General features: G+C 63.5%; 22 protein-coding genes. 7 read left to right on the forward strand and 15 right to left on the reverse strand.

All coding sequences use genetic code 11. The features are described 5' to 3' along the window. The first annotated feature begins 58 nt into the window (after positions 1-58). From flhA to ACW8PS_RS06655, 4 genes are read left to right on the forward strand one after another with little or no spacing between them, the layout of a single operon-like run. Positions 59-2,137 (forward strand): flagellar biosynthesis protein FlhA, encoded by a 2,079-nt coding sequence (gene flhA / locus ACW8PS_RS06640; RefSeq protein ID WP_491526539.1) that lies wholly within the window; start codon positions 59-61, stop codon positions 2,135-2,137. Then, a complete protein-coding gene (locus ACW8PS_RS06645; RefSeq protein ID WP_491526540.1) occupies positions 2,134-2,907 on the forward strand; it encodes a flagellar biosynthetic protein FliR in 774 nt (257 codons plus the stop codon). The genes flhA and ACW8PS_RS06645 overlap by 4 nt, the downstream gene beginning before the upstream one ends. Further along, positions 2,904-3,989: a flagellar type III secretion system protein FlhB gene (gene flhB / locus ACW8PS_RS06650; RefSeq protein WP_491526541.1), complete on the forward strand. Its 1,086-nt coding sequence runs from the start codon at positions 2,904-2,906 to the stop codon at positions 3,987-3,989. Before ACW8PS_RS06645 ends, flhB begins: the two co-directional genes overlap by 4 nt. Continuing rightward, complete coding sequence (locus ACW8PS_RS06655) at positions 3,986-4,330, forward strand: hypothetical protein (RefSeq protein ID WP_491526542.1); 345 nt, start codon at positions 3,986-3,988, stop codon at positions 4,328-4,330. The genes flhB and ACW8PS_RS06655 overlap by 4 nt, the downstream gene beginning before the upstream one ends. On the opposite strand, the gene ACW8PS_RS06660 is transcribed toward ACW8PS_RS06655, so the two are convergent. From ACW8PS_RS06660 to ACW8PS_RS06700, 9 genes are read right to left on the reverse strand one after another with little or no spacing between them, the layout of a single operon-like run. Further along, entirely contained in the window at positions 4,318-4,848 is a 531-nt protein-coding gene (locus ACW8PS_RS06660) for a flagellar basal body-associated FliL family protein (RefSeq protein ID WP_491526543.1), read from the reverse strand. The genes ACW8PS_RS06655 and ACW8PS_RS06660 overlap by 13 nt on opposite strands. A 9-nt stretch (positions 4,849-4,857) precedes the next feature. Further along, entirely contained in the window at positions 4,858-5,598 is a 741-nt protein-coding gene (flgH, locus tag ACW8PS_RS06665; protein WP_491526544.1) for a flagellar basal body L-ring protein FlgH, read from the reverse strand. An 11-nt stretch (positions 5,599-5,609) separates the two neighbouring features. Then, on the reverse strand, positions 5,610-6,029 hold the full coding sequence (flgA, locus tag ACW8PS_RS06670) for a flagellar basal body P-ring formation chaperone FlgA (protein WP_491526545.1): 420 nt from the start codon (positions 6,027-6,029) through the stop codon (positions 5,610-5,612). A 1-nt stretch (position 6,030) separates the two neighbouring features. Further along, a complete protein-coding gene (gene flgG, locus ACW8PS_RS06675; RefSeq protein WP_491526547.1) occupies positions 6,031-6,816 on the reverse strand; it encodes a flagellar basal-body rod protein FlgG in 786 nt (261 codons plus the stop codon). A gap of 15 nt (positions 6,817-6,831) precedes the next feature. Further along, entirely contained in the window at positions 6,832-7,557 is a 726-nt protein-coding gene (locus tag ACW8PS_RS06680) for a flagellar hook-basal body complex protein (protein WP_491526548.1), read from the reverse strand. Further along, positions 7,557-7,823: a flagellar biosynthetic protein FliQ gene (locus ACW8PS_RS06685; protein ID WP_491526549.1), complete on the reverse strand. Its 267-nt coding sequence runs from the start codon at positions 7,821-7,823 to the stop codon at positions 7,557-7,559. Before ACW8PS_RS06685 ends, ACW8PS_RS06680 begins: the two co-directional genes overlap by 1 nt. Further along, positions 7,823-8,119, reverse strand: coding sequence for a flagellar hook-basal body complex protein FliE (gene fliE / locus ACW8PS_RS06690; protein WP_491526550.1), 297 nt, complete (start codon positions 8,117-8,119; stop codon positions 7,823-7,825). Before fliE ends, ACW8PS_RS06685 begins: the two co-directional genes overlap by 1 nt. A gap of 12 nt (positions 8,120-8,131) precedes the next feature. After that, positions 8,132-8,518: a flagellar basal body rod protein FlgC gene (gene flgC, locus ACW8PS_RS06695; protein ID WP_491526551.1), complete on the reverse strand. Its 387-nt coding sequence runs from the start codon at positions 8,516-8,518 to the stop codon at positions 8,132-8,134. A 12-nt stretch (positions 8,519-8,530) separates the two neighbouring features. After that, positions 8,531-8,875, reverse strand: a complete 345-nt coding sequence (locus ACW8PS_RS06700; protein WP_491526553.1) for a FlgB family protein — start codon at positions 8,873-8,875, stop codon at positions 8,531-8,533. 93 nt (positions 8,876-8,968) lie between these two features. Here ACW8PS_RS06700 and ACW8PS_RS06705 point away from each other — a divergent pair, with 93 nt between their 5' ends. Further along, positions 8,969-10,297, forward strand: a complete 1,329-nt coding sequence (locus ACW8PS_RS06705) for a FliI/YscN family ATPase (RefSeq protein ID WP_491526554.1) — start codon at positions 8,969-8,971, stop codon at positions 10,295-10,297. A gap of 78 nt (positions 10,298-10,375) precedes the next feature. Here the strand turns inward: ACW8PS_RS06705 and ACW8PS_RS06710 are convergent, their stop codons facing one another. From ACW8PS_RS06710 to ACW8PS_RS06735, 6 genes are all read right to left on the reverse strand, one after another. Further along, positions 10,376-11,170 carry a DUF1217 domain-containing protein gene (locus ACW8PS_RS06710; protein ID WP_491526555.1) on the reverse strand — a complete coding sequence of 265 codons (795 nt, stop codon included), beginning with the start codon at positions 11,168-11,170 and terminating at the stop codon, positions 10,376-10,378. After that, the gene (gene flbT / locus ACW8PS_RS06715; protein ID WP_491526556.1) at positions 11,167-11,571 is read right to left on the reverse strand and encodes a flagellar biosynthesis repressor FlbT; all 405 of its coding nucleotides are present in this window, start codon (positions 11,569-11,571) and stop codon (positions 11,167-11,169) included. The genes ACW8PS_RS06710 and flbT overlap by 4 nt, the downstream gene beginning before the upstream one ends. Beyond that, positions 11,568-11,942, reverse strand: coding sequence for a flagellar biosynthesis regulator FlaF (flaF, locus tag ACW8PS_RS06720; RefSeq protein WP_491526557.1), 375 nt, complete (start codon positions 11,940-11,942; stop codon positions 11,568-11,570). The genes flbT and flaF overlap by 4 nt, the downstream gene beginning before the upstream one ends. 87 nt (positions 11,943-12,029) lie before the next feature. Further along, the gene (locus ACW8PS_RS06725) at positions 12,030-13,565 is read right to left on the reverse strand and encodes a flagellin N-terminal helical domain-containing protein (RefSeq protein ID WP_491526558.1); all 1,536 of its coding nucleotides are present in this window, start codon (positions 13,563-13,565) and stop codon (positions 12,030-12,032) included. Between the two features lie 356 nt (positions 13,566-13,921). Next, positions 13,922-14,269, reverse strand: coding sequence for a hypothetical protein (locus ACW8PS_RS06730; RefSeq protein ID WP_491526559.1), 348 nt, complete (start codon positions 14,267-14,269; stop codon positions 13,922-13,924). Then, positions 14,266-14,553 (reverse strand): rod-binding protein, encoded by a 288-nt coding sequence (locus tag ACW8PS_RS06735; RefSeq protein ID WP_491526560.1) that lies wholly within the window; start codon positions 14,551-14,553, stop codon positions 14,266-14,268. The genes ACW8PS_RS06730 and ACW8PS_RS06735 overlap by 4 nt, the downstream gene beginning before the upstream one ends. Positions 14,554-16,302: 1,749 nt before the next feature. Between ACW8PS_RS06735 and fliK the strand changes: the two genes are divergently transcribed. Then, on the forward strand, positions 16,303-16,743 hold the full coding sequence (gene fliK / locus ACW8PS_RS06740; protein WP_491526561.1) for a flagellar hook-length control protein FliK: 441 nt from the start codon (positions 16,303-16,305) through the stop codon (positions 16,741-16,743). A 12-nt stretch (positions 16,744-16,755) separates the two neighbouring features. Beyond that, complete coding sequence (locus ACW8PS_RS06745) at positions 16,756-17,427, forward strand: flagellar hook capping FlgD N-terminal domain-containing protein (RefSeq protein ID WP_491526562.1); 672 nt, start codon at positions 16,756-16,758, stop codon at positions 17,425-17,427. Positions 17,428-17,469: the final 42 nt, after the last annotated feature.

Here is a 17,469-nt window from a genome sequence, read left to right on the forward strand (position 1 = left end):
TGGGTTTGGAATCGGCGCAGCCAGCAGGGTGCGCTGTGGTCAGAAAGGCCAGGGCAACATGAGCATTCGGGATATCTTCCAGCCCACGATCCTGTTTGCATTCGCGCTGATGTCGGTCATCGTGATGATGATCCTGCCGGTGCCGTCCTGGGTGCTGGACATTGGTCTTGCCATGTCCTTCGGGCTGGCAATCCTGATTTTCACCGTCACGCTTTTCATCGAACGCCCGCTGGATTTCTCTGCCTTCCCGACGGTGCTGCTGGCCTCGCTCATGCTGCGGCTCTCGCTCAATGTCTCCTCCACCAAGCTCATCATTGGCAATGGCCATACCGGCACCAATGCCGCCGGCGACGTGATCGAAGGCTTCGCCAATTTCGTGATGGGCGGCAATGTCGTGATGGGGCTGGTGGTTTTTGGCGTTTTGCTGATCGTGAATTTTATCGTGATCAACAAAGGGGCCGCCCGCATGGCCGAGGTTGGCGCGCGGTTTGCCCTTGATGGCATGCCCGGGCGCCAATTGGCCATCGACAGTGACATGTCGGCCGGGGCCATCGACCATGCCGAGGCAAAAGCACGGCGCGAACGCGAACAGGCCGAGACCACGTTTTTCGGCTCGCTGGACGGGGCCTCGAAATTCGTCAAGGGCGATGCGGTCGCGGGGCTGTTGATCACTCTTTTGAATCTTGTCATGGGGCTGATTTTCGGAACCGTGATGCACGGCATGCCACTGAAACAGGCGTTTGAAACCTACGCGGTTCTGACCGTCGGCGATGGTCTGGTCTCGCAAATTCCCGCCGTCATCATCGCCATTGCCTCGGCCCTTTTGCTGGCGCGCGGCGGCACGTCGGGGGCGACCGATGTGGCGCTGTTTACGCAGCTTGGCCGCCACCCCACCGCGCTGGCGACCGTTGCGGCCCTGATGGCGGTGTTCGCGGTCGTGCCCGGCCTGCCCTTTCTGCCCTTCATGCTGGCGGCCGGGGGTCTGGCGACGGCCGCATATTTCCGGTCTGCGACGATCCACAAAGAGGCAGAAGACACCGCCAAAGGGGCGCAAGCTGACACGCCCGAGACCACCGAGCGCATCGGCGATGTCCTGGAACTGGACGATATTCACGTCGAATTCGCACCCGATCTGGTTGCCATGGCGCTCGATCCGGCCAACGGGCTTGATGCCCGCATCCGCAATATGCGCGACCACATCGCGCGCAGCTTTGGCCTGATCCTGCCCGAGATCCGCCTGACTGACCGCGATGACCTGCCGCCGGGCACCTATTCGATTCGCATTCAGGGCGTTGAACATGCCCGATCGGAACTGGATATTGACGGGCTCCTGCTGTTGAAATCCGGCGATGAAACCGCCCTGCCGCCGGGGCGCGATGTCTCTGAGCCCGTCTATGGCGCGCCGGCCCGCTGGATCGCCCCGCAAGACCGTGACAGGGCCACGCTGACCGGGGCCACCGTGGTTGCGCCAGGCGAAGTTCTGGCCACCCATCTGATGGAAACACTGAAGAAAAACCTGTCGCGGCTTTTGACGTTCAAGGCGCTGCAACGCCAGCTCGATGCGTTTGTGGAACTGTCGGATCCGACCCGATCCGAAGGCAACCGCCGCCTTCTGAACGAGCTTGTCCCCGACAAGGTTCCGATGGATATCTTGCATTCCGTCTTGCGGCTGTTGCTGGCGGAACAGGTCTCGATCCGCAATCTGCCCCTGATCCTCGAGGCGATCGCCGAGGCGCACCCGTCCCTGAAACAACCCAACCTCATCTGCGAACATGTCCGCCAGCGGCTTGGCTTTCAACTGGTATCCGAGTTGAAGCGCGACGATGGCACGCTGCCGATGGTGCAACTGGCCGGCCAATGGGAGGACATCTTTGCCGAGCACCAGATGAATGGTGAGGGCGGCCAGCCCGAGGTGGCGCTGCCACCCGAGATTTTCAACACGCTGGCAAAGGCCGTTGGCGACAAGGTCGCGCAGGCGGGCGAAAACGGCACCTATCCGGCCATCGTCACGTCATCGCTGCGGCGCCGGTTTCTGCGCACGGTGCTGTTGTCGCGCGGCATCCTCAACCCGGTGTTGTCATTTGAAGAAATCGGGCTGGAGGCCAAACCGGCCCTGGTTGGCGTGGCGGCCCCATGACCCTGCCGCTGGCCGAGATCCTGGGCACCTCGCAGAGCTGGCTGATGATGGCGATCCTGGTTTTTCTACGCGTCGGGGCCTGTTTCCTGGTTCTGCCCACGCTGGCCGAACAGTTTATCCCGCCGCGGGTCCGCCTGGGCGCGGCCCTGGCGATGACGGCCCTTTTGGCCCCGGCGCTGGCCCCGCAACTGACCCGCAGCGCGGCGACGCTGAACGCGGTATATTTCCTGACCGAGCCCTTGGCGGGCCTGCTGATCGGCCTGTCCGTCCGGTTCGTGGTTCACGCGTTGCAGATTGCAGGCTCCATGGCCGCGCAGTCGACATCGCTGTCACAAATCGCAGGCGGTGCCGCCCCCGAGCCGCAACCGGCAATGGCGAATTTCCTGATGCTGGCAGGGATGACGCTGGCGGTGATGTCGGGCTTTCACATTCTTGTCGCGCGGATGCTGATCGCCAGCTATGACGTTCTGCCCGCAGGCCAGGTGCCGCTGGCCGGCGACATCGGGGCCTGGGGCACGGCGCGCGTGGCTGCGGCCTTTCGGCTGGCGTTTTCGCTGGCGGCCCCGTTTCTGATTGCGTCGGTGCTTTACAATGTGGCGCTTGGCGTCATCAACAAGGCCATGCCACAGCTATTGGTGGCCTTTGTCGGCGCGCCCGCGATCACCTTTGGCGGGCTCTTCTTGTTGTTTCTGTCGACACCTTTCCTTCTGCCGGCCTGGATGCAGATGATGCAGGCCACGCTTGCCGCACCCATGAGCATACCGCCATGAGCGAGGATACTTCCCCCGGCGACAAGCCATATGACCCAACCCCCACCCGCCTGGAAGAGGCCCGAAAAAAGGGCGAGATCGTCCGGTCGACCGATTTGAACGCTGCCATCACCTATGGCGGGTTTCTCCTGGTTCTGACGTTGTTTGGCCCGGCCATCGGGTCGTCGCTCGGAACCACCCTGTCGATTTTGCTGGATCAGGCGCCGGAACTGTCGCAGGTGATGCTGTCGCCCGGCGGGCAGGCGGTATCGGGCCCGTTGCTGATCAGCCTGGCCGTTCCGGTGGGCACCATCCTGGTGGTGCCAAGTGCGTTGTTGATCCTGTCGCTATTCGCGCAACGCGCCATTCTGTTTACACCGACCAAGGTGGTGCCCAAGGCTTCGCGCATTTCGATGCTTGCCAATGCCAAGAACAAATTTGGTCGTAACGGTCTGTTCGAATTCGCGAAATCCGGTGCCAAACTGATGATATATGGTGCTCTTCTGGCCTGGGTGCTCTGGATCCGGCGGGATCGGATCCTGGGCATGAACTATGCCTCGGCCGGGCAGATCACCGGAGAGCTTGGCCGCCTGACGCTTGAATTTCTGACCGCCGTGACCATGCTGGCGGCGCTGCTGGCGGTGATCGATTATTTCTGGCAGATCGGCGCGCATCATCGCAAACACCGGATGGACCGGCAGGAACTGGTGGATGAAACCAAGAAAAGCGATGGCGATCCCCATATGAAACAGCAGCGGCGTGAGAAGGGGATCAACATCGCGCTGAACAAGATGCTGACAGAGGTGCCCGAGGCCGATGTGGTTGTGGTCAACCCGACGCATTACGCCGTCGCGCTGAAATGGAACCGTGACAAGGGCGAGGTGCCCGTCTGCGTGGCCAAGGCGGTCGATCATGGCGCGGCGCGCATCCGCGAGGTCGCGGCCGAGGCCGGCGTGCCCATCTTCAGCGACCCGCCCACCGCGCGGGCGCTTTTTGCCTCGGTCGAGCTGGGCCAGGGGATCGCCCAGGATCACTACCGCGCCGTTGCAGCCGCCATCCGATTTGCCGATCGGATGCGCAAGATCGCCGGGGCCCTGACATGAAACGCATCGACGCCAAGCGCCTGGCCCTGCTGACCCAGATCGCCGAGATCAAGGCGACCCGCGCAAAAGCCGCCGCCGCCACCCGGTTGCGCCACCTGCACGCGCTGGAAACCCAGCGGTCTGATATCTTGCAGAAGAAATGCCGCGTGCAGCCCGGCCTGCTCGATCCCGCGACCGCGGCCCAGACGGCACGCTGGATGGCAGGGTTCGAGATCAGGATGCAGGCCTTGTCGGCAGAGGCCGCACGCGCCAGGGTCGGGGCCGAAACCGCGCGCGAGGCCGCCCGGTTCGAGGAGGGCCGCAGACAGGTTCTGGCAAAGCTCGGGGATCAGGCGTCCTGACGGACAATATCAACGATCAGCACATCATTCACCACCTCACCCAGAACCTGCCGCGCCGCTTCCAGCAACCCGCTGCGCAGCGGGGCCATGGCTTCGACCGTGGTAAAGCTGCCATCGAAGCCACCGACATTGGCATGGCTGAACATGACCCTCAGAAAGGCATCGCGCAGGCGCGGTTCGCGATCATAGACCAGGGTGTTTTCGCCATTCAGGACCTCAACGGTCAGCGACAGGACAACCAGCGACCGCACCGAGCCATGACGGATGACCGGCACGATGAACTGGTTGTTGAGGCGAACATATTCATAGGGGCTGGATGGATCAGCCGCATCGCCATAGCCATCGCTGCTGCCATATGCGTCAGTCTCGGACCCGTCGGTCTCATCCTCGCCATATCCGGCATCCGCATCGCCTTCGGTGGCCGCAGCATCCCCCCCCCCGGACAGCATTCTGCCCGCAGCGACGCCGCCGCCGAGACCGGCAAGCAACAGCAGAACGGGGAGCAGGATACGCAGCATGGCGGGGCCTCAGAATGGCAAAAGAATATCGGCAACCTGTTGCCCATAGCGCGGCTGCTGCACATCGGTGATCTGCCCGCGCCCGCCATAGGAAATGCGGGCCGAGGCGATCTTGTCATAGGTGATTTCATTCTGGCGCGAGATATCGGCGGGGCGGACATAGCCGCTGACCAGCAGTTCGCGCAATTCGAAATTGACCCGCACTTCCTGCGACCCTTCGATCCGCATCACACCATTGGGCAACACATCGGTGACGGTGGCCGCGATGCGCAGCGTCAGCTCTTCGTTGCGCCGCACCGATCCCTGGCCCGCAGATTGCCCCGACGAGCTGAGATCAACCGCGTTGCCCATGCTGGCACCATCGGGCAGATCCCGGTCAATGCGTTGCGGAATGCCAAAGAAATTGGGCACACCCATCTGTTCAGACCCGGACCGGGACCGGTTCGAGGAATTGGATATCTCGGCGCTTTCGTCAATTTCGATCACCACGGTCAGGATATCGCCGCGCTGCACCGCGCGCCGGTCGCCCAACAGCGACTGGCGCCCGCCCGACCAGAGCGAGGATGCGGCACCTGGCTCCTCCTGCTGAAGCGAAACCGGCATTGGCATGACGCTCATCGCATAGAATTCATTGCCATCGGTGACCGGGTTGAAATCAGGGCGCCGTCCGACATCGGCCATTCGCCCGCACCCGGCCAGAAATGTTGCGACGACCATCAGGCCGATGGCAAGAACGGTATGATATCGCATGGGAAACCTCATTATCGAGTGGGGCCGACGGAAGCTGTTCCTGCTTCCAGAACCGTTGCAGTGACAGTTGTGCGAGACGCGAGGTTGAGCACCCTGAGCCGTTCCCCGATGCCCGCACGATCCAGCGCGCGCCCTTCGGTCACGATCAGAATCCCGTTGCCGCTATATTGCAGGGTGATGATTTCATTGCGGTTAATGACCGCGGGCTGGCGCAGATCGCCGGGGCGAATGGGGCGACCGGGGTAAAGATTGACCCGTGCCTCCATGCCGATGGCGGCCGCCAGCTCGGCCAGGGCACCGGGCGTGTCGTCTTCGATCAGGCGCACATCGGCGGGGCCGATCACGGCCATCGAGCGGATGGTGCCATTGGCAACCACCGTTTCCGCCAGCGCCGGGGCGGTCAGAAACAAGAACACGACCAGAACCCGCATATCAGCGGATCTGCGTCGTGGCACCGAGCATCTGATCGGCCGCCGTGATGACCTTGGCGTTCAGCTCATAGCCGCGCTGCGCCTCGATCAGGTCGGTAATCTCACGCACCGCATCGACCGAGCTGTCCTCCAGATAGCCTTGCCTGAGCGTGCCCAGCCCATCCTCACCGGGATCGCCAAGAATGGCGGGGCCTGAGGCGGCGGTTTCGATGAACATGTTCGACCCCATCGCCTCCAACCCGCGATCATTGGAGAAATTCACCAGCGAAAACTGGCCAAGCAATTCAGGTTCGACCCGGTCGTTGAAATAGGCATAGACCTCGCCCTGGGCGTTGATCGAGATGCTGCGGGCATCGTCGGGCACGGTGATGCCGGGGGCCACGGCAAACCCTTCCGAGGTGACGATAAGCCCGTCTCCGGTCCGGTTCAGGCTGCCGTCGCGGGTATAGGCGGGCAGGCCCGAGGGCAGGGTCACTTCCAGATAGCCGCGCCCTTCGATGGCGACATCAAGATCGCCGCCGGTCTGGCTGAGACTGCCTTGCGCCACATTCATCGACACCGCCGACGGCCGCACGCCCAGACCAAGCTGCACGCCGGCGGGCACCACTGACCCATCCGAGGCGCTGATGGTTCCGGCCCGGGTCTGCTGCTGATACATCAGATCAACAAAATCGGCCCGGCGTGCATTGTAGCCGGTGGTGTTCATATTGGCGAGGTTGTTGGAGATCACCTCCACCCGCATCTGTTGGGCGCTCATGCCCGTTGCTGCAATCATCAAGGCGCGCATCGCGGCCTCCTTTCGTTAAACTTGGGCTCCGACCGTGCGCAGGAAGCCGCGCACCCGTTCATCTTCGCGTTCCAGGAAACCCTGGCCCATCTCATAGGCGCGCTGCACTTCGATCATGCGGGCGATCTGGCCCACCGGATCAACGTTGGAGCTTTCCAGAAATCCTTGCAGAATCGTGGCTTCCAGCACCGGCTCCATCTCACCCTCGACCGCAAAGCGCACGCCGTCGCGGTGGGCCAGGTCGCCGGGGTCAACCGGCTGCCACAGCCCAAGCAGCGCCAGCGGCCGGCCATCGGCAGACAGCGTGCCATCGCGCGCCAGGCTGATGCTTTGCGCATCGGGCGGCACGAAAATCGGCGCGCCGCCGGCATCAAGCAACAGATACCCGTCAGAGTTTACCAATTCACCGGTGGCCCCCGGCATGAAGCTGCCGGCCCGGGTCAGGCTTTCGCCATCGGGCGTTTGCAGCAGGAAAAACCCATCGCCTTCAATGGCAAAATCGAAATTTCCGCCGGTCGGATCAAGGTCGCCCTGGCGCATCTGCACCAGCCGCCCCGACGCGTTCGCCATCGACAGGCTGCCACCACTGGCACCTTCCAGTTCAGCGACATATTCGGCAAAGATCACCCCTTCGGCGCGGAACCCGGTGGTCGAGAGATTGGCAATATTATTGGCCACGCTCTGCATTTCGCGCATCAGGCCGGATTGCCGGGTCAAGGTCGTGTAAAGCGAGCTGTCCATCACATGCCCGCCATCAAAGGGATCAGCTGATCGGTGAAATAGGAGGTCAGCGATTGGGTCATGAACCCCATCGAGGCCCAGAAAACCGCCAGAATCGCGGCCAGTTTCGGCACGAAGGTCAGCGACAATTCCTGAATCGAGGTCAGCGCCTGGAACAGACCCACCGCAAGGCCTGCCACCAGAGCCACAGCCAGAATCGGGGTGGATATCTTGACGGCAACCCATAGCCCTTGCCGAAGCGTATCGAAAAAGATCATCTCATCCATCAGACCGGCATCCGCAAGATTTCCTGATAGGCCTCGACCACCTTGTCGCGCACCGTCACGGCGGTTTCGACCGCCAGTTCGGTTTGCGCCAGCGCGGTGACCAATGCGTAGGGGTCGGCCCCGGTGGTCATCGCCGCGGTGGCCATGTTTTCGCCCCGTTGCACGGTGTCGGTAAAGTTGCGGATCGCCTCGGAAAAGGCATTGGCCGCATCGCCATCGGCCTGCGGTGCCGCGATCTGGGTGGCCTGTCTGGCCTGGCCATAGCTCTGGGCCGCGAGTGTTGCTCTGATATCCATCCATATTCCTCCTTACCGGCGCAGCAGATCGTTCAGCTCGGATGACATCTGGCGCACCTGATCAAAGACGCGCAGATTGGCCTCGTAGCTGCGTTGCGCCTGGCGCGCATCGGCAATTTCCACGATCAGGTCGACATTGGACCCGCTGTAATATCCCGACGCATCCGCCAGCGGGTGCGACGGGTCGAATATCTGCGGCAGCGCCGTCCGGTCCAGCCGCACCGGGCCGGTGGTGACGGCACCGGGGACTGCGTCGCGATCAGGTTGAAAGCTGGTCAGCTTGCGGCGATATCCGGGCGTGTCGGCATTGGCGATATTTTCCGATACATGGGTCAGCCGCGTGGTCTGACTGCGCATGCCGCTGGCGGCAATGGCAAGGGCGCTGCTGAAATCAGTCATCCCGCATTCCTCCTATCGGCCCAGACCGGCGCGCAGAACATTCATCGCGGAACGATAGATCGACAGCGCCCTTGCGTGATCGCGCTGCGCCTCGACCGAGCGGACCATTTCCACCTCTAGCGAGACGGTGTTGCCATTGGGCGATTCAGGCCCCCCGGCATCGATTATTCTGATAGTGAGATGGTCGCCGGGGTCGCCGCCCCCGGCCCGGAACACCTGGTCAAAGGGCGCAACATCGCGCGCCCGGTATCCCGGCGTATCGGCATTGGCGATATTCGTGGCAACCTGCACCTGCCGCGCCGCCGCATGTTGGGCACGGGCCTGGGCAAGCCCCAGAATTTCCAGATTATTGAACATCGGGGCTTCTCCCTCGATTTGACTACACCAAGGCTTAACCCTGATTCCTTTAGAAACCGTAAGTGACGGATTCGCAGAGTGACGGAGACAGCCATGCCACAGCCCCTTTTCGAGCCGCTGCTGTCCCGGATCGGCGGCATGCGGGCGGTCCATTCCATCGGTCATGTGGTAGAGCTTCAGGCCGACAGTCTCTGGATCGAGGGGCTGAACCGGGTCGCGGCGCTTGGCGATGCGGTCGAGATCGCGAACGGCATCCGGGCCGAGATCGTGCGCATGACGCAAGGCCGGGCGCAGGTTCTGCCCGAGGCCAAGGTCGAAGGTCTTCGCCTGGGCGACAGCGCGCGCCATCTGGGGCCGCGGATGATCGCGCCGGGGGGGCATTGGATCGGGCGGGTGATCGACCCTGACGGCGCGCCGCTGGACGGGCGGGCGCTGTTTCCCGGCCCCGCGCCACGGGCCTTGCAGACGGCCCCGCCGCCCGCCACCCGGCGCCGCGCCATGGGTGCGCGTCTGCCAACCGGGCTGGCCGTGTTCGACACGCTTTTGCCGATCGTCCAGGGCCAGCGGCTTGGTCTTTTCGCAGGCTCCGGCGTCGGCAAGTCGCATCTTCTGTCACGGCTGGCGCGCGGCGTGGCCGCCGATGTGATCGTGATTGGCCTGATCGGGGAACGTGGCCGCGAAGTGCGTGATTTCGTTGAAGAAACTCTGGGCGAAGAGGGTTTGAAACGCTCGGTCGTCATCGCCGCCACATCCGACCGATCACCGCTGGTGCGCCAGCGCGCGGCCTGGACCATGATGAGCGTGGCGGAATATTTCCGCGATCAGGGCGCGCATGTGCTGTTGCTGGCCGACAGTATCACCCGCTTTGCCCAGGCCCATCGTGAGGTGGCCGTCGCCTCGGGCGAGCCGGCCGCGCTGCGCGGCTATCCGGCGTCGATGGCGCAGGCGGTGATGTCGCTATGCGAACGCGCCGGGCCGGGAACCGCCGAACAGGGCGACATCACGGCCATATTGTCGGTTCTGGTTGCCGGCTCGGATATGGAGGAACCGGTGGCCGATACGCTGCGCGGCGTGCTGGACGGGCATGTGGTGCTGAGCCGTGAGATCGCCGAGCGCGGGCGGTTCCCGGCGATTGACCTGCTGCGGTCGGTGTCGCGCAGCCTGCCCCGTGCGGCCTCGGCCGAGCAGAACCTGAAGATTGCCACCGCGCGGCGTCATCTTGGGGCCTATGACCGGGCCGAACTGATGTTGCAGGCCGGGCTTTATACCAGCGGGTCGGATGCCAATATTGACGCCGCCATCAAGGTCTGGCCCGGATTGGACGCTTTCCTGACGGCAGATAGCGACAGCCCCGAGGCCGGGTTTGAGGCGCTGGAATCCGTGTTGGCCGCCGCCGATCAGGCCACTTCCCGGAAAACCTGACCCCCTTGACGCTGCCTGAAATCAAGGATTTCAACGCGTCAAGGGATACGCCCTGTCTCAAGCTTTCCGAGAAGAGCTTCAACCACCCCGCAGCAGGGTCAGCGCAATCGAGGCCGAGGAGGTGGCAAAGCTGAACTGCGCCAATTGCGACCTCAGCAAAAAGAGACGGATCAGGTCATCGAGCTTTTCCGGGTCGGAAAACTGGGTGATGCTGTCCGATCCCAGAACACTGTCGGCGCGATCCTGAAAGATTTCCAACTGCCGGTCCAGATCCAGCGCGCCCACCGAGGCAGGCAGGCCAAACGCGGTTTCCATAACATTGCGCAACGGCGTGTTGCCCATGACCCGAAACCACAAGGTGGCCTCGCTGCCTTCACCCGCCGCCATCTCCGGCAATTCGCGCGCCGCATTCAGCGCCAGCCGCATGTCGCCATTCACCTCGCCCACGGCCTGCTCGAAACTGAGATCCTGAAACCTGTCGAGGATCTTGTCAGCGAACCCCGGCAGACGCGACAGCGGCGGCAGATCGGTGCCAAAACCGAACGCCTGCGAAAATTCCCGGTAGCGCTTGTCGGCCAGCCGGTTCGACAGCGCATCATCATCGGTGGTGCCATCATCCAGAATACGCTGGATAAAGGCCTTGTTTGGCAGGTCATCCTGCAACCCGAAGGCGGTCAGGGACACACGCAAGAGGCGGTAATCCCTGACCAGCGCTTCGGCGCTGTCGATCTTGCCGATGTTTTCCCGGAAATACGCCATATCGCGGGACTGTGCCGGCGTGGCCGCCATGGCCGCGCTTTGGGCCTCGATCGTGCGATTGAGAAACTGCCAGCCGGAATAGCCGCCAAACGGGAGGACGGGCGAATAGCTCACGACGAACGCGCCGCAATCAGCCTTTCCTCGCGCGGCAACAGCGCCCGCAGGGCCTTCAATGCCTGATAGACATTGCCGCTGACCATGTGATCGGTTGCGCTCGCCAATTGGCTGCGGCTGTCAGGATCGGTGAACACCTGGCTCAGCTGTTCGATGCCACGCAGCAGTTGCATCCGCGCCTCTTCTTCCTGGGCGTCACCCGACAGGACAAGCTGCGCGATATAGCAGACCCGGCGGACCGGCGTCGTCACCTCATCAGGGTGGATGGCGTCGCGCAGGCGCAGGATATTGGCGTTTGGCGTCATGATCGACAGCCGCGACCGGCGATCCCCGTTTTCAACCACCGCGCCGTTGATCAGCACCCGTTCTTTCGGGCTCAGTTTCAGGACAAGACCGCTCATGCTGCCTGCGCCTCCCCGCGCAAACCGCGCATCACGGCGGTGTTGATGTCGATCAGGGGCGTAAATGGCAGCCCGTCGGTCAGCGCCTTGCGGCTGTGTTGCAGGGTGAATTCGGCCAGATAGAAGATCTGCGCCCGCAGCGTCTGGGGCAGGGCATTATTGGCATCTGCCACATTGGCGGCCATCAATGTCCAGAGCCTGCGATTGTCATGCAGGGCCGTGGCGCGGTCGAGCATGCTGGCATCGGGGCCGGCGGCGCGCGACAATTGCGCCGTGACGCGTTCAAAGGCGGCATGTTCGGTGCCACGTTCGGTTCTGACGGCGGAATTCACCGAATTATAGGCCGATTTGGCAAGAAATGATGAGGTCACGGGGAAATATCCTTCCGAGTGGGGTCATTGCCGGTTAGCGGAGAAGCCGGGCCAGGGCGTGGAACGGCCCCGGCCCGAGACCTGCCCTTACCGGAAGAGCGAAAGGATCGACTGCGGTGCCTGGTTGGCGATCGACAGTGACTGGGTGGCCAATTGCTGCTGCACCTGCAGCGCCTGGAGCTTGGCCGAAGCCTCCTCCATATTCGTATCGACCAATGTCCCGATCCCGGCCTTCAGCGAATCGACCAGCGAGTCGATGAAGTTGGTCTGGGTTTCGATCCGGCCCTGCGCCGAACCAAAAGATGCCGCCGCGTCGATCGAGTTCGAGATCAGCGTCTCGACGTTTTCAAGCGCCGAATCCGCGCCGGCATTGGAGGTGACGTCGATATTGTCGAGCCCGAACAACCCGCCGGACGCGGTGCCACCAGCCTGACCATTATCGGTCAGCGTCATGGTTGCACCGGCGGTTGAGTCCGACCCGTCATAATCGACAAGAACATTCCAGCCATCCGTGGAATTGCCGGTCACCTGTGTCGAAACACCTGTTTCACCGCCTGCATCGACTGCAGTTTTCAACCCGCGCGCCACGTCCTCCATCGTCTCACCCTGGCCTGCGATATAATCATAATCATTTCCGTTCACGCTGATGCGATAGCTGTCGCCTTCATTCACCGTCACTTGGGTGGACAGGGCAACTTCTTCCGCACGATAGGTCAGTGTGGTGTTGGCGGATCCGGTGGCAGCAGCCGCACTACCGCCGGTGCCGGAATTGGCCATGGCGATCGTGTCGGTATTGCCGGGGTTCCAGGCAACATTGAATTCCTCAAAGGAATTGGTGTTGCTGAGCGTCAGCACGCCGGACCCGTTCGAGGATGCCGAAATTCCGGTCAGGCCAAGCGCGTTGATCTGCGCCTCGGCATTGTCGATCATCGTCGCGGCGTCCGTGTCGAAGGCCACGGTGATGGTCGAGCCGCCAACCGTCAGTTCCAGCGCATCGGAACCGGACGTATTGGCATAGGTCAGCGCAACCGAATTGGCCGCGCCGGTGCTGTCAATGCTTGCAGCGCCTGCCGTGATATTGGTGGCAAGCGACGCGCCAGAGCCGTAGACACCGGCCTCGGACGTCATGTCCTGCCGCGCGATTGTGATGTTGCTGGCGGTGACCGATCCGTTTTCGGCCCGATCAAGCGATGACAGGACATTCACGTCATCGGTGCCCTTCACAAGGTTCAGGCCGTTGAACTGCGCCGCATTCACGACCGAGTTGATCTGGTCGCGCAGCGCGACAATGTCGGTCTGGATCTTGGCGCGATCAACATTCTCTTCCTGCGCGGCAACGACCTTGCCTTTGATTTCGATCAGCAGGTCGGTCACGGTTTCGGACGCGTTGCGCGCCACCGCGACCGTGGATTCGCCCAGAGACAGGCTTTCGGAGATGCCTTTGAACCCTTTCACATCGGATTCCATCACCTTGGAAATCGCCCAGACGGCCGAATTGTCCTTGGCCGTTGCAACCGTTTTACCGGTCGAGATTTCGCTTTGCGTCTTGGTGAGGTCTGCGTTGACGCTTTTGAGTGTTTGCAGCGCGACCATTGCGCTGGTGTTGGTCAGAATACTGGACATGGTGTGCCCTTCCTTCAAGTTGCCTGGCGCTTGGTTCCGCGCCCTGATCGAACCCGCTTTCGCAGGTTCACCCGAAGCGTCCTTCTGACGCCTGCAACGTGCCTTGCGGGCCCCGTTACGCCACCTTGCTCAGGTGCCCGGCAACTCTCGCCACAAAGCTCTAACAAGCCCCTAAGCAAAAATGGTTTTTCCAGCGGATTTTATTGGAATTATCGTCACCTTGATGCGGGTCGTCCCCGGCAGCCCGGAGCCTGTCGCGTTTTATCGCCCCCGCGGCGGGCCGAACGCGTTCCGGGTTGCAAACGCTGCCTCGGCCGGGCGGGTGAATGCCTGCCATCTTATGACTATGGCACGCTCTAGCTGCGCTGCTCGAATCGCGGGCGCGGCGTGCCGATCTGCCCGGCGCGGCCCGCACTGTCATAGCTGGTGAAGGCCTTGCCGCTGGCCCGCGCGCCGCGGGCATCCTGCACGCCGCGCAGCGCGGCCTGCAACAGCCGCCCCTGATGGGCCGCCTGCGCCTTGATCGCCGACAGGCGATGCATCTGTGCCGGGGCCGTTGGCAAGATGCGCAACGCCGACAATGCGGCTTCAAGCGCGGCCTCAATCTCGGCCAGGGTATCAAACGCGCCGCTCAGGATGCTGCTGCGCTGGCGATCAAGCGCCGCCTCAAGCGCGGTCAGCGGATCGCGGGCCAGCAGGGTCATGACCCGCCCCCATCGCGCGCGACAAGGGCGTTGAACAGCGATTCGGCCAGGCCGATACCGCCGCTTGCGGCCATCGCACGGGCCTGTTCGGTGCGCAGAAAGGAGGTGAACTGTTCCTCGCCAGCGCCGCCGCCAAAGCTGGTGCGGGGCTGCGCCGAGCCGGCATAGCGCAGCATTTCAGCCAGAAAGGACGCCTCCAGATCGCGCGCGACCTCGCGCAATTGTTCACGCCGTTCGGGCGAAGGCTGCGGCGTGGCCTGAGGCAACGCAACCAGATTGGTCATCGGATATCTCCTCAATTGCGCTGATTATCGCTGCCGGTGGTAAAGAATTGGTAAGCTCTTTGGGTAAATCTGCGGCTCATTCTGGAAGAACTCTGGACGGTTGAGAAAATGGCCCCTGGCGCAAGCCCCCTTGATCCGGTTTCGGTCCCGCAAGGATCCGATTTCGCGACAGCAGCCCCACGACCCGTGTCCGACATGGGCTTCCTGGCGTTTTTTGCGTCCGGCCCGACGCCAGCCCTGGCGCAGCCCCTGATGGCCCCGGACCGCCCCGGCGTTTCGTCGAATAACGACCAGGGGGCGATGGCGGGGCCAATCACCAGCGATCCCCTGATGGTTGCACCGTTCCCGGGGCCTGTTTTCGACCTGCCGGGGCCCGTATTCGACCATCCTGAGGCAGAGCAAGCGCCTGACACATCCGGGCCGGGCCCCACCGCAACACCCACCGTGGCAATCTTGCAAGATGCCCCGATCGGGACCGACCCCCTATTGCCCGGCGCGCCCGATCTGGCGGGCGGCGTGGCAGATTCATCGCCGCAACCATTGCGTCAGCCCGCCTTGGATGGCCCCGAAATGTCACCGGCTGCGCCCGCTTTGGCAGAAGTCGCGCCATCGCCATCGGCCCCAATTCCGGCATTGATAGATCAACCCGCACATTCCGCAGATGGCCTGCAGCTTGCATCGGCCGGCGCTGATATGCCTGCATTGGCGGGCCGGCCCCAAGCCGCTCTGCGATCTGATGCGCCGTCGCCGATATTGGCCACCTCACCGACGCCACAAAAGGCCGCTGCGCCCGATCCGGCCGCTTTCAAACCACCGCAAACAGGACCGGTGCCAAAGCCCGCAGCCGTGACAGCAACCGACGCATTCCCGACGACGCCAGTTGCCCTGCGCGCCCCCAACGCGGCGGCGATTGCCGTTCTGGGTGGCCCATCGGCCAATACAGCCGCTCAGATCAAAGCACCCGATCCCGCGCCAGTTTGGCCAAACGCCCCCCGGCCGGACAGTGCCAGGGCCTCTCTGGGCCCGGGTGGCGCTGGCGACCCGCTGCTTCCCCCGACCGCGGCGCGCAAGCCTGGCGCATCTGAGCCATCACCAGCCGCAAACCCGGCGCGTCCGGTTGCGGTGCCTGAGCAATTGCCTGGCCCGCGCATGATCGGTCCGATCGCACCATCCGACCCATTGTCCGTTTCCCGCACCATTCGCCCGGTCGTTGCATCCGAGCCATTGCCCGAACCAGGCCCGATCCGGCAAGCCACCGCACCCGAAGCCTCGCTTGCCCGGCCCATAATCCAGCCGGCAGCATCCTCCGCGCCGGTCCCAGCCCCCAGCCCCGCGCCCGCGTCCATGACAGCGCAACCGGTGCCTGTCTCCAGCCCGGGCGGCCAGGGCCCAGCCCCGCAATCAGCCCCGGCGGCGCTGTCTCCGAATGCGACCAGTCTTCCAGCCCCTCAGCCCATCACGCCTGGCGTTTCACAGATCTCGGGCCAGCCCGCGCCAGCCCCCGGCCCGGCCCTTGCGCCAAACGCCAAATTCGCATCAGCCGGCCCGGGCGGGGCCACGCCCTCTCAGCCTCTGGTGCCCGCCGGCACATCGCAGCCTGGCACCGGACCGGGCCCGCAGATAACGCGTCCGGGCACGGCGCAGGACGCCCCCCTTCCGACGCGCGACATTGCCAGGGACAGCGATGCCCAATCGACACGCATCAGCGATGCGCCGCCCCCTTCCGCCCCTCCCCTGCGAGAGGTTTCGATGCCCCCGGCCGCTGTGCCACCCGCCGGCGCGGCCCGCGCCGAACAGGTCGCCGCGCAGATCACCGCGCATCTGGGCGCCGCGTCCAACATCACCGATCGCACCGCCCCGCTTGAGATTGCATTGGACCCGCCAGAACTTGGGCGGTTGCGCATTTCGGTGACCCGCGGCGATGACGGGATCGTGCTGAATGTCACCATCGACCGCCCCGAAACCCTGGACCTGATGCGCCGTCATGCCAGCCTGCTGAGCCATGAATTTCAGCGCCAGGGGTTGGACAATACCGGCTTCACCTTTTCCGGCCGCGATGGCGGCCAGTCCGCCCCCGCCCATGCATCACCGGACGCAGCTGTGAATGCCCCGCCCGAGAATGGGCCCGATACCGGCCCCGTGGCCACCCCATACCATTCCGACGGCACCAGCCTCGATATTCGGATCTGAAGGAGACCCGTCATGGATGTCACCCAAACCTCCAACGCCGCCCGCAACGCCGCTGCCACGCCTGCCAATGCAGATCAGCCCGATAACGGCATGATCAACTCGGATTTTCAGACCTTCCTGAACATGCTGACCACGCAGATGCGAAACCAGGATCCGCTCAACCCGATGGATTCCACCGAATTTTCGACCCAGCTGGCAACCTTTTCAGGAGTCGAGCAACAGGTGCGCACCAATGACCTGCTGGCCGCCCTGCAGCAAAGCCTGGGCCAGAGCAATATCGGCCAGATGGCCGACTGGATCGGCATGGATGCCCGGGCTGAAATGCCGATGGCCTTTCAGGGGGAACCGCTGACGCTGTTCGCCCCCGCCCGCACGCTGGCCGATCGCATGGAACTGATCGTCACCGACGCTGCCGGAACCGAGCTGCAACGTGTGGCGATTCCATCCGGCGATACGCCATTTGAATGGGCCGGTGTCACCACCGATGGCAGCCCGCTGCCTGCGGCGGTCTATGGTTTCGAGGTGGAATATTTCGCCGAGGATGTATCGCTTGGCACCCAATCGGCGCAGGGCTACGCCCAGATCAACGAGGCGCAGATCCTGAACGGTGAGGTCTGGCTGTCGATGCCGGGCGGCGTTCAGGTCCGCTCAGACCTGGTTCAGGCGATGCGCGGCGGCACCTGAACCAGGGGGCAGGCGGCGCATCGGCCCCCTGCCCCGGTTCTC

Source organism: Alterinioella sp., assembly GCF_058343375.1.

What these genes read in the sequence shown, in the direction of transcription:
- flhA (WP_491526539.1), top strand. Translation starts at nt 59, where the DNA reads ATGAGCATTCGGGATATCTTCCAGCCCACGATCCTGTTTGCATTCGCG.
- ACW8PS_RS06645 (WP_491526540.1), top strand. Translation starts at nt 2,134, where the DNA reads ATGACCCTGCCGCTGGCCGAGATCCTGGGCACCTCGCAGAGCTGGCTG.
- flhB (WP_491526541.1), top strand. Translation starts at nt 2,904, where the DNA reads ATGAGCGAGGATACTTCCCCCGGCGACAAGCCATATGACCCAACCCCC.
- ACW8PS_RS06655 (WP_491526542.1), top strand. Translation starts at nt 3,986, where the DNA reads ATGAAACGCATCGACGCCAAGCGCCTGGCCCTGCTGACCCAGATCGCC.
- ACW8PS_RS06660 (WP_491526543.1), bottom strand. Translation starts at nt 4,848, where the DNA reads ATGCTGCGTATCCTGCTCCCCGTTCTGCTGTTGCTTGCCGGTCTCGGC.
- flgH (WP_491526544.1), bottom strand. Translation starts at nt 5,598, where the DNA reads ATGCGATATCATACCGTTCTTGCCATCGGCCTGATGGTCGTCGCAACA.
- flgA (WP_491526545.1), bottom strand. Translation starts at nt 6,029, where the DNA reads ATGCGGGTTCTGGTCGTGTTCTTGTTTCTGACCGCCCCGGCGCTGGCG.
- flgG (WP_491526547.1), bottom strand. Translation starts at nt 6,816, where the DNA reads ATGCGCGCCTTGATGATTGCAGCAACGGGCATGAGCGCCCAACAGATG.
- ACW8PS_RS06680 (WP_491526548.1), bottom strand. Translation starts at nt 7,557, where the DNA reads ATGGACAGCTCGCTTTACACGACCTTGACCCGGCAATCCGGCCTGATG.
- ACW8PS_RS06685 (WP_491526549.1), bottom strand. Translation starts at nt 7,823, where the DNA reads ATGGATGAGATGATCTTTTTCGATACGCTTCGGCAAGGGCTATGGGTT.
- fliE (WP_491526550.1), bottom strand. Translation starts at nt 8,119, where the DNA reads ATGGATATCAGAGCAACACTCGCGGCCCAGAGCTATGGCCAGGCCAGA.
- flgC (WP_491526551.1), bottom strand. Translation starts at nt 8,518, where the DNA reads ATGACTGATTTCAGCAGCGCCCTTGCCATTGCCGCCAGCGGCATGCGC.
- ACW8PS_RS06700 (WP_491526553.1), bottom strand. Translation starts at nt 8,875, where the DNA reads ATGTTCAATAATCTGGAAATTCTGGGGCTTGCCCAGGCCCGTGCCCAA.
- ACW8PS_RS06705 (WP_491526554.1), top strand. Translation starts at nt 8,969, where the DNA reads ATGCCACAGCCCCTTTTCGAGCCGCTGCTGTCCCGGATCGGCGGCATG.
- flbT (WP_491526556.1), bottom strand. Translation starts at nt 11,571, where the DNA reads ATGAGCGGTCTTGTCCTGAAACTGAGCCCGAAAGAACGGGTGCTGATC.
- ACW8PS_RS06725 (WP_491526558.1), bottom strand. Translation starts at nt 13,565, where the DNA reads ATGTCCAGTATTCTGACCAACACCAGCGCAATGGTCGCGCTGCAAACA.
- ACW8PS_RS06730 (WP_491526559.1), bottom strand. Translation starts at nt 14,269, where the DNA reads ATGACCCTGCTGGCCCGCGATCCGCTGACCGCGCTTGAGGCGGCGCTT.
- ACW8PS_RS06735 (WP_491526560.1), bottom strand. Translation starts at nt 14,553, where the DNA reads ATGACCAATCTGGTTGCGTTGCCTCAGGCCACGCCGCAGCCTTCGCCC.
- fliK (WP_491526561.1), top strand. Translation starts at nt 16,303, where the DNA reads ATGCCCCCGGCCGCTGTGCCACCCGCCGGCGCGGCCCGCGCCGAACAG.
- ACW8PS_RS06745 (WP_491526562.1), top strand. Translation starts at nt 16,756, where the DNA reads ATGGATGTCACCCAAACCTCCAACGCCGCCCGCAACGCCGCTGCCACG.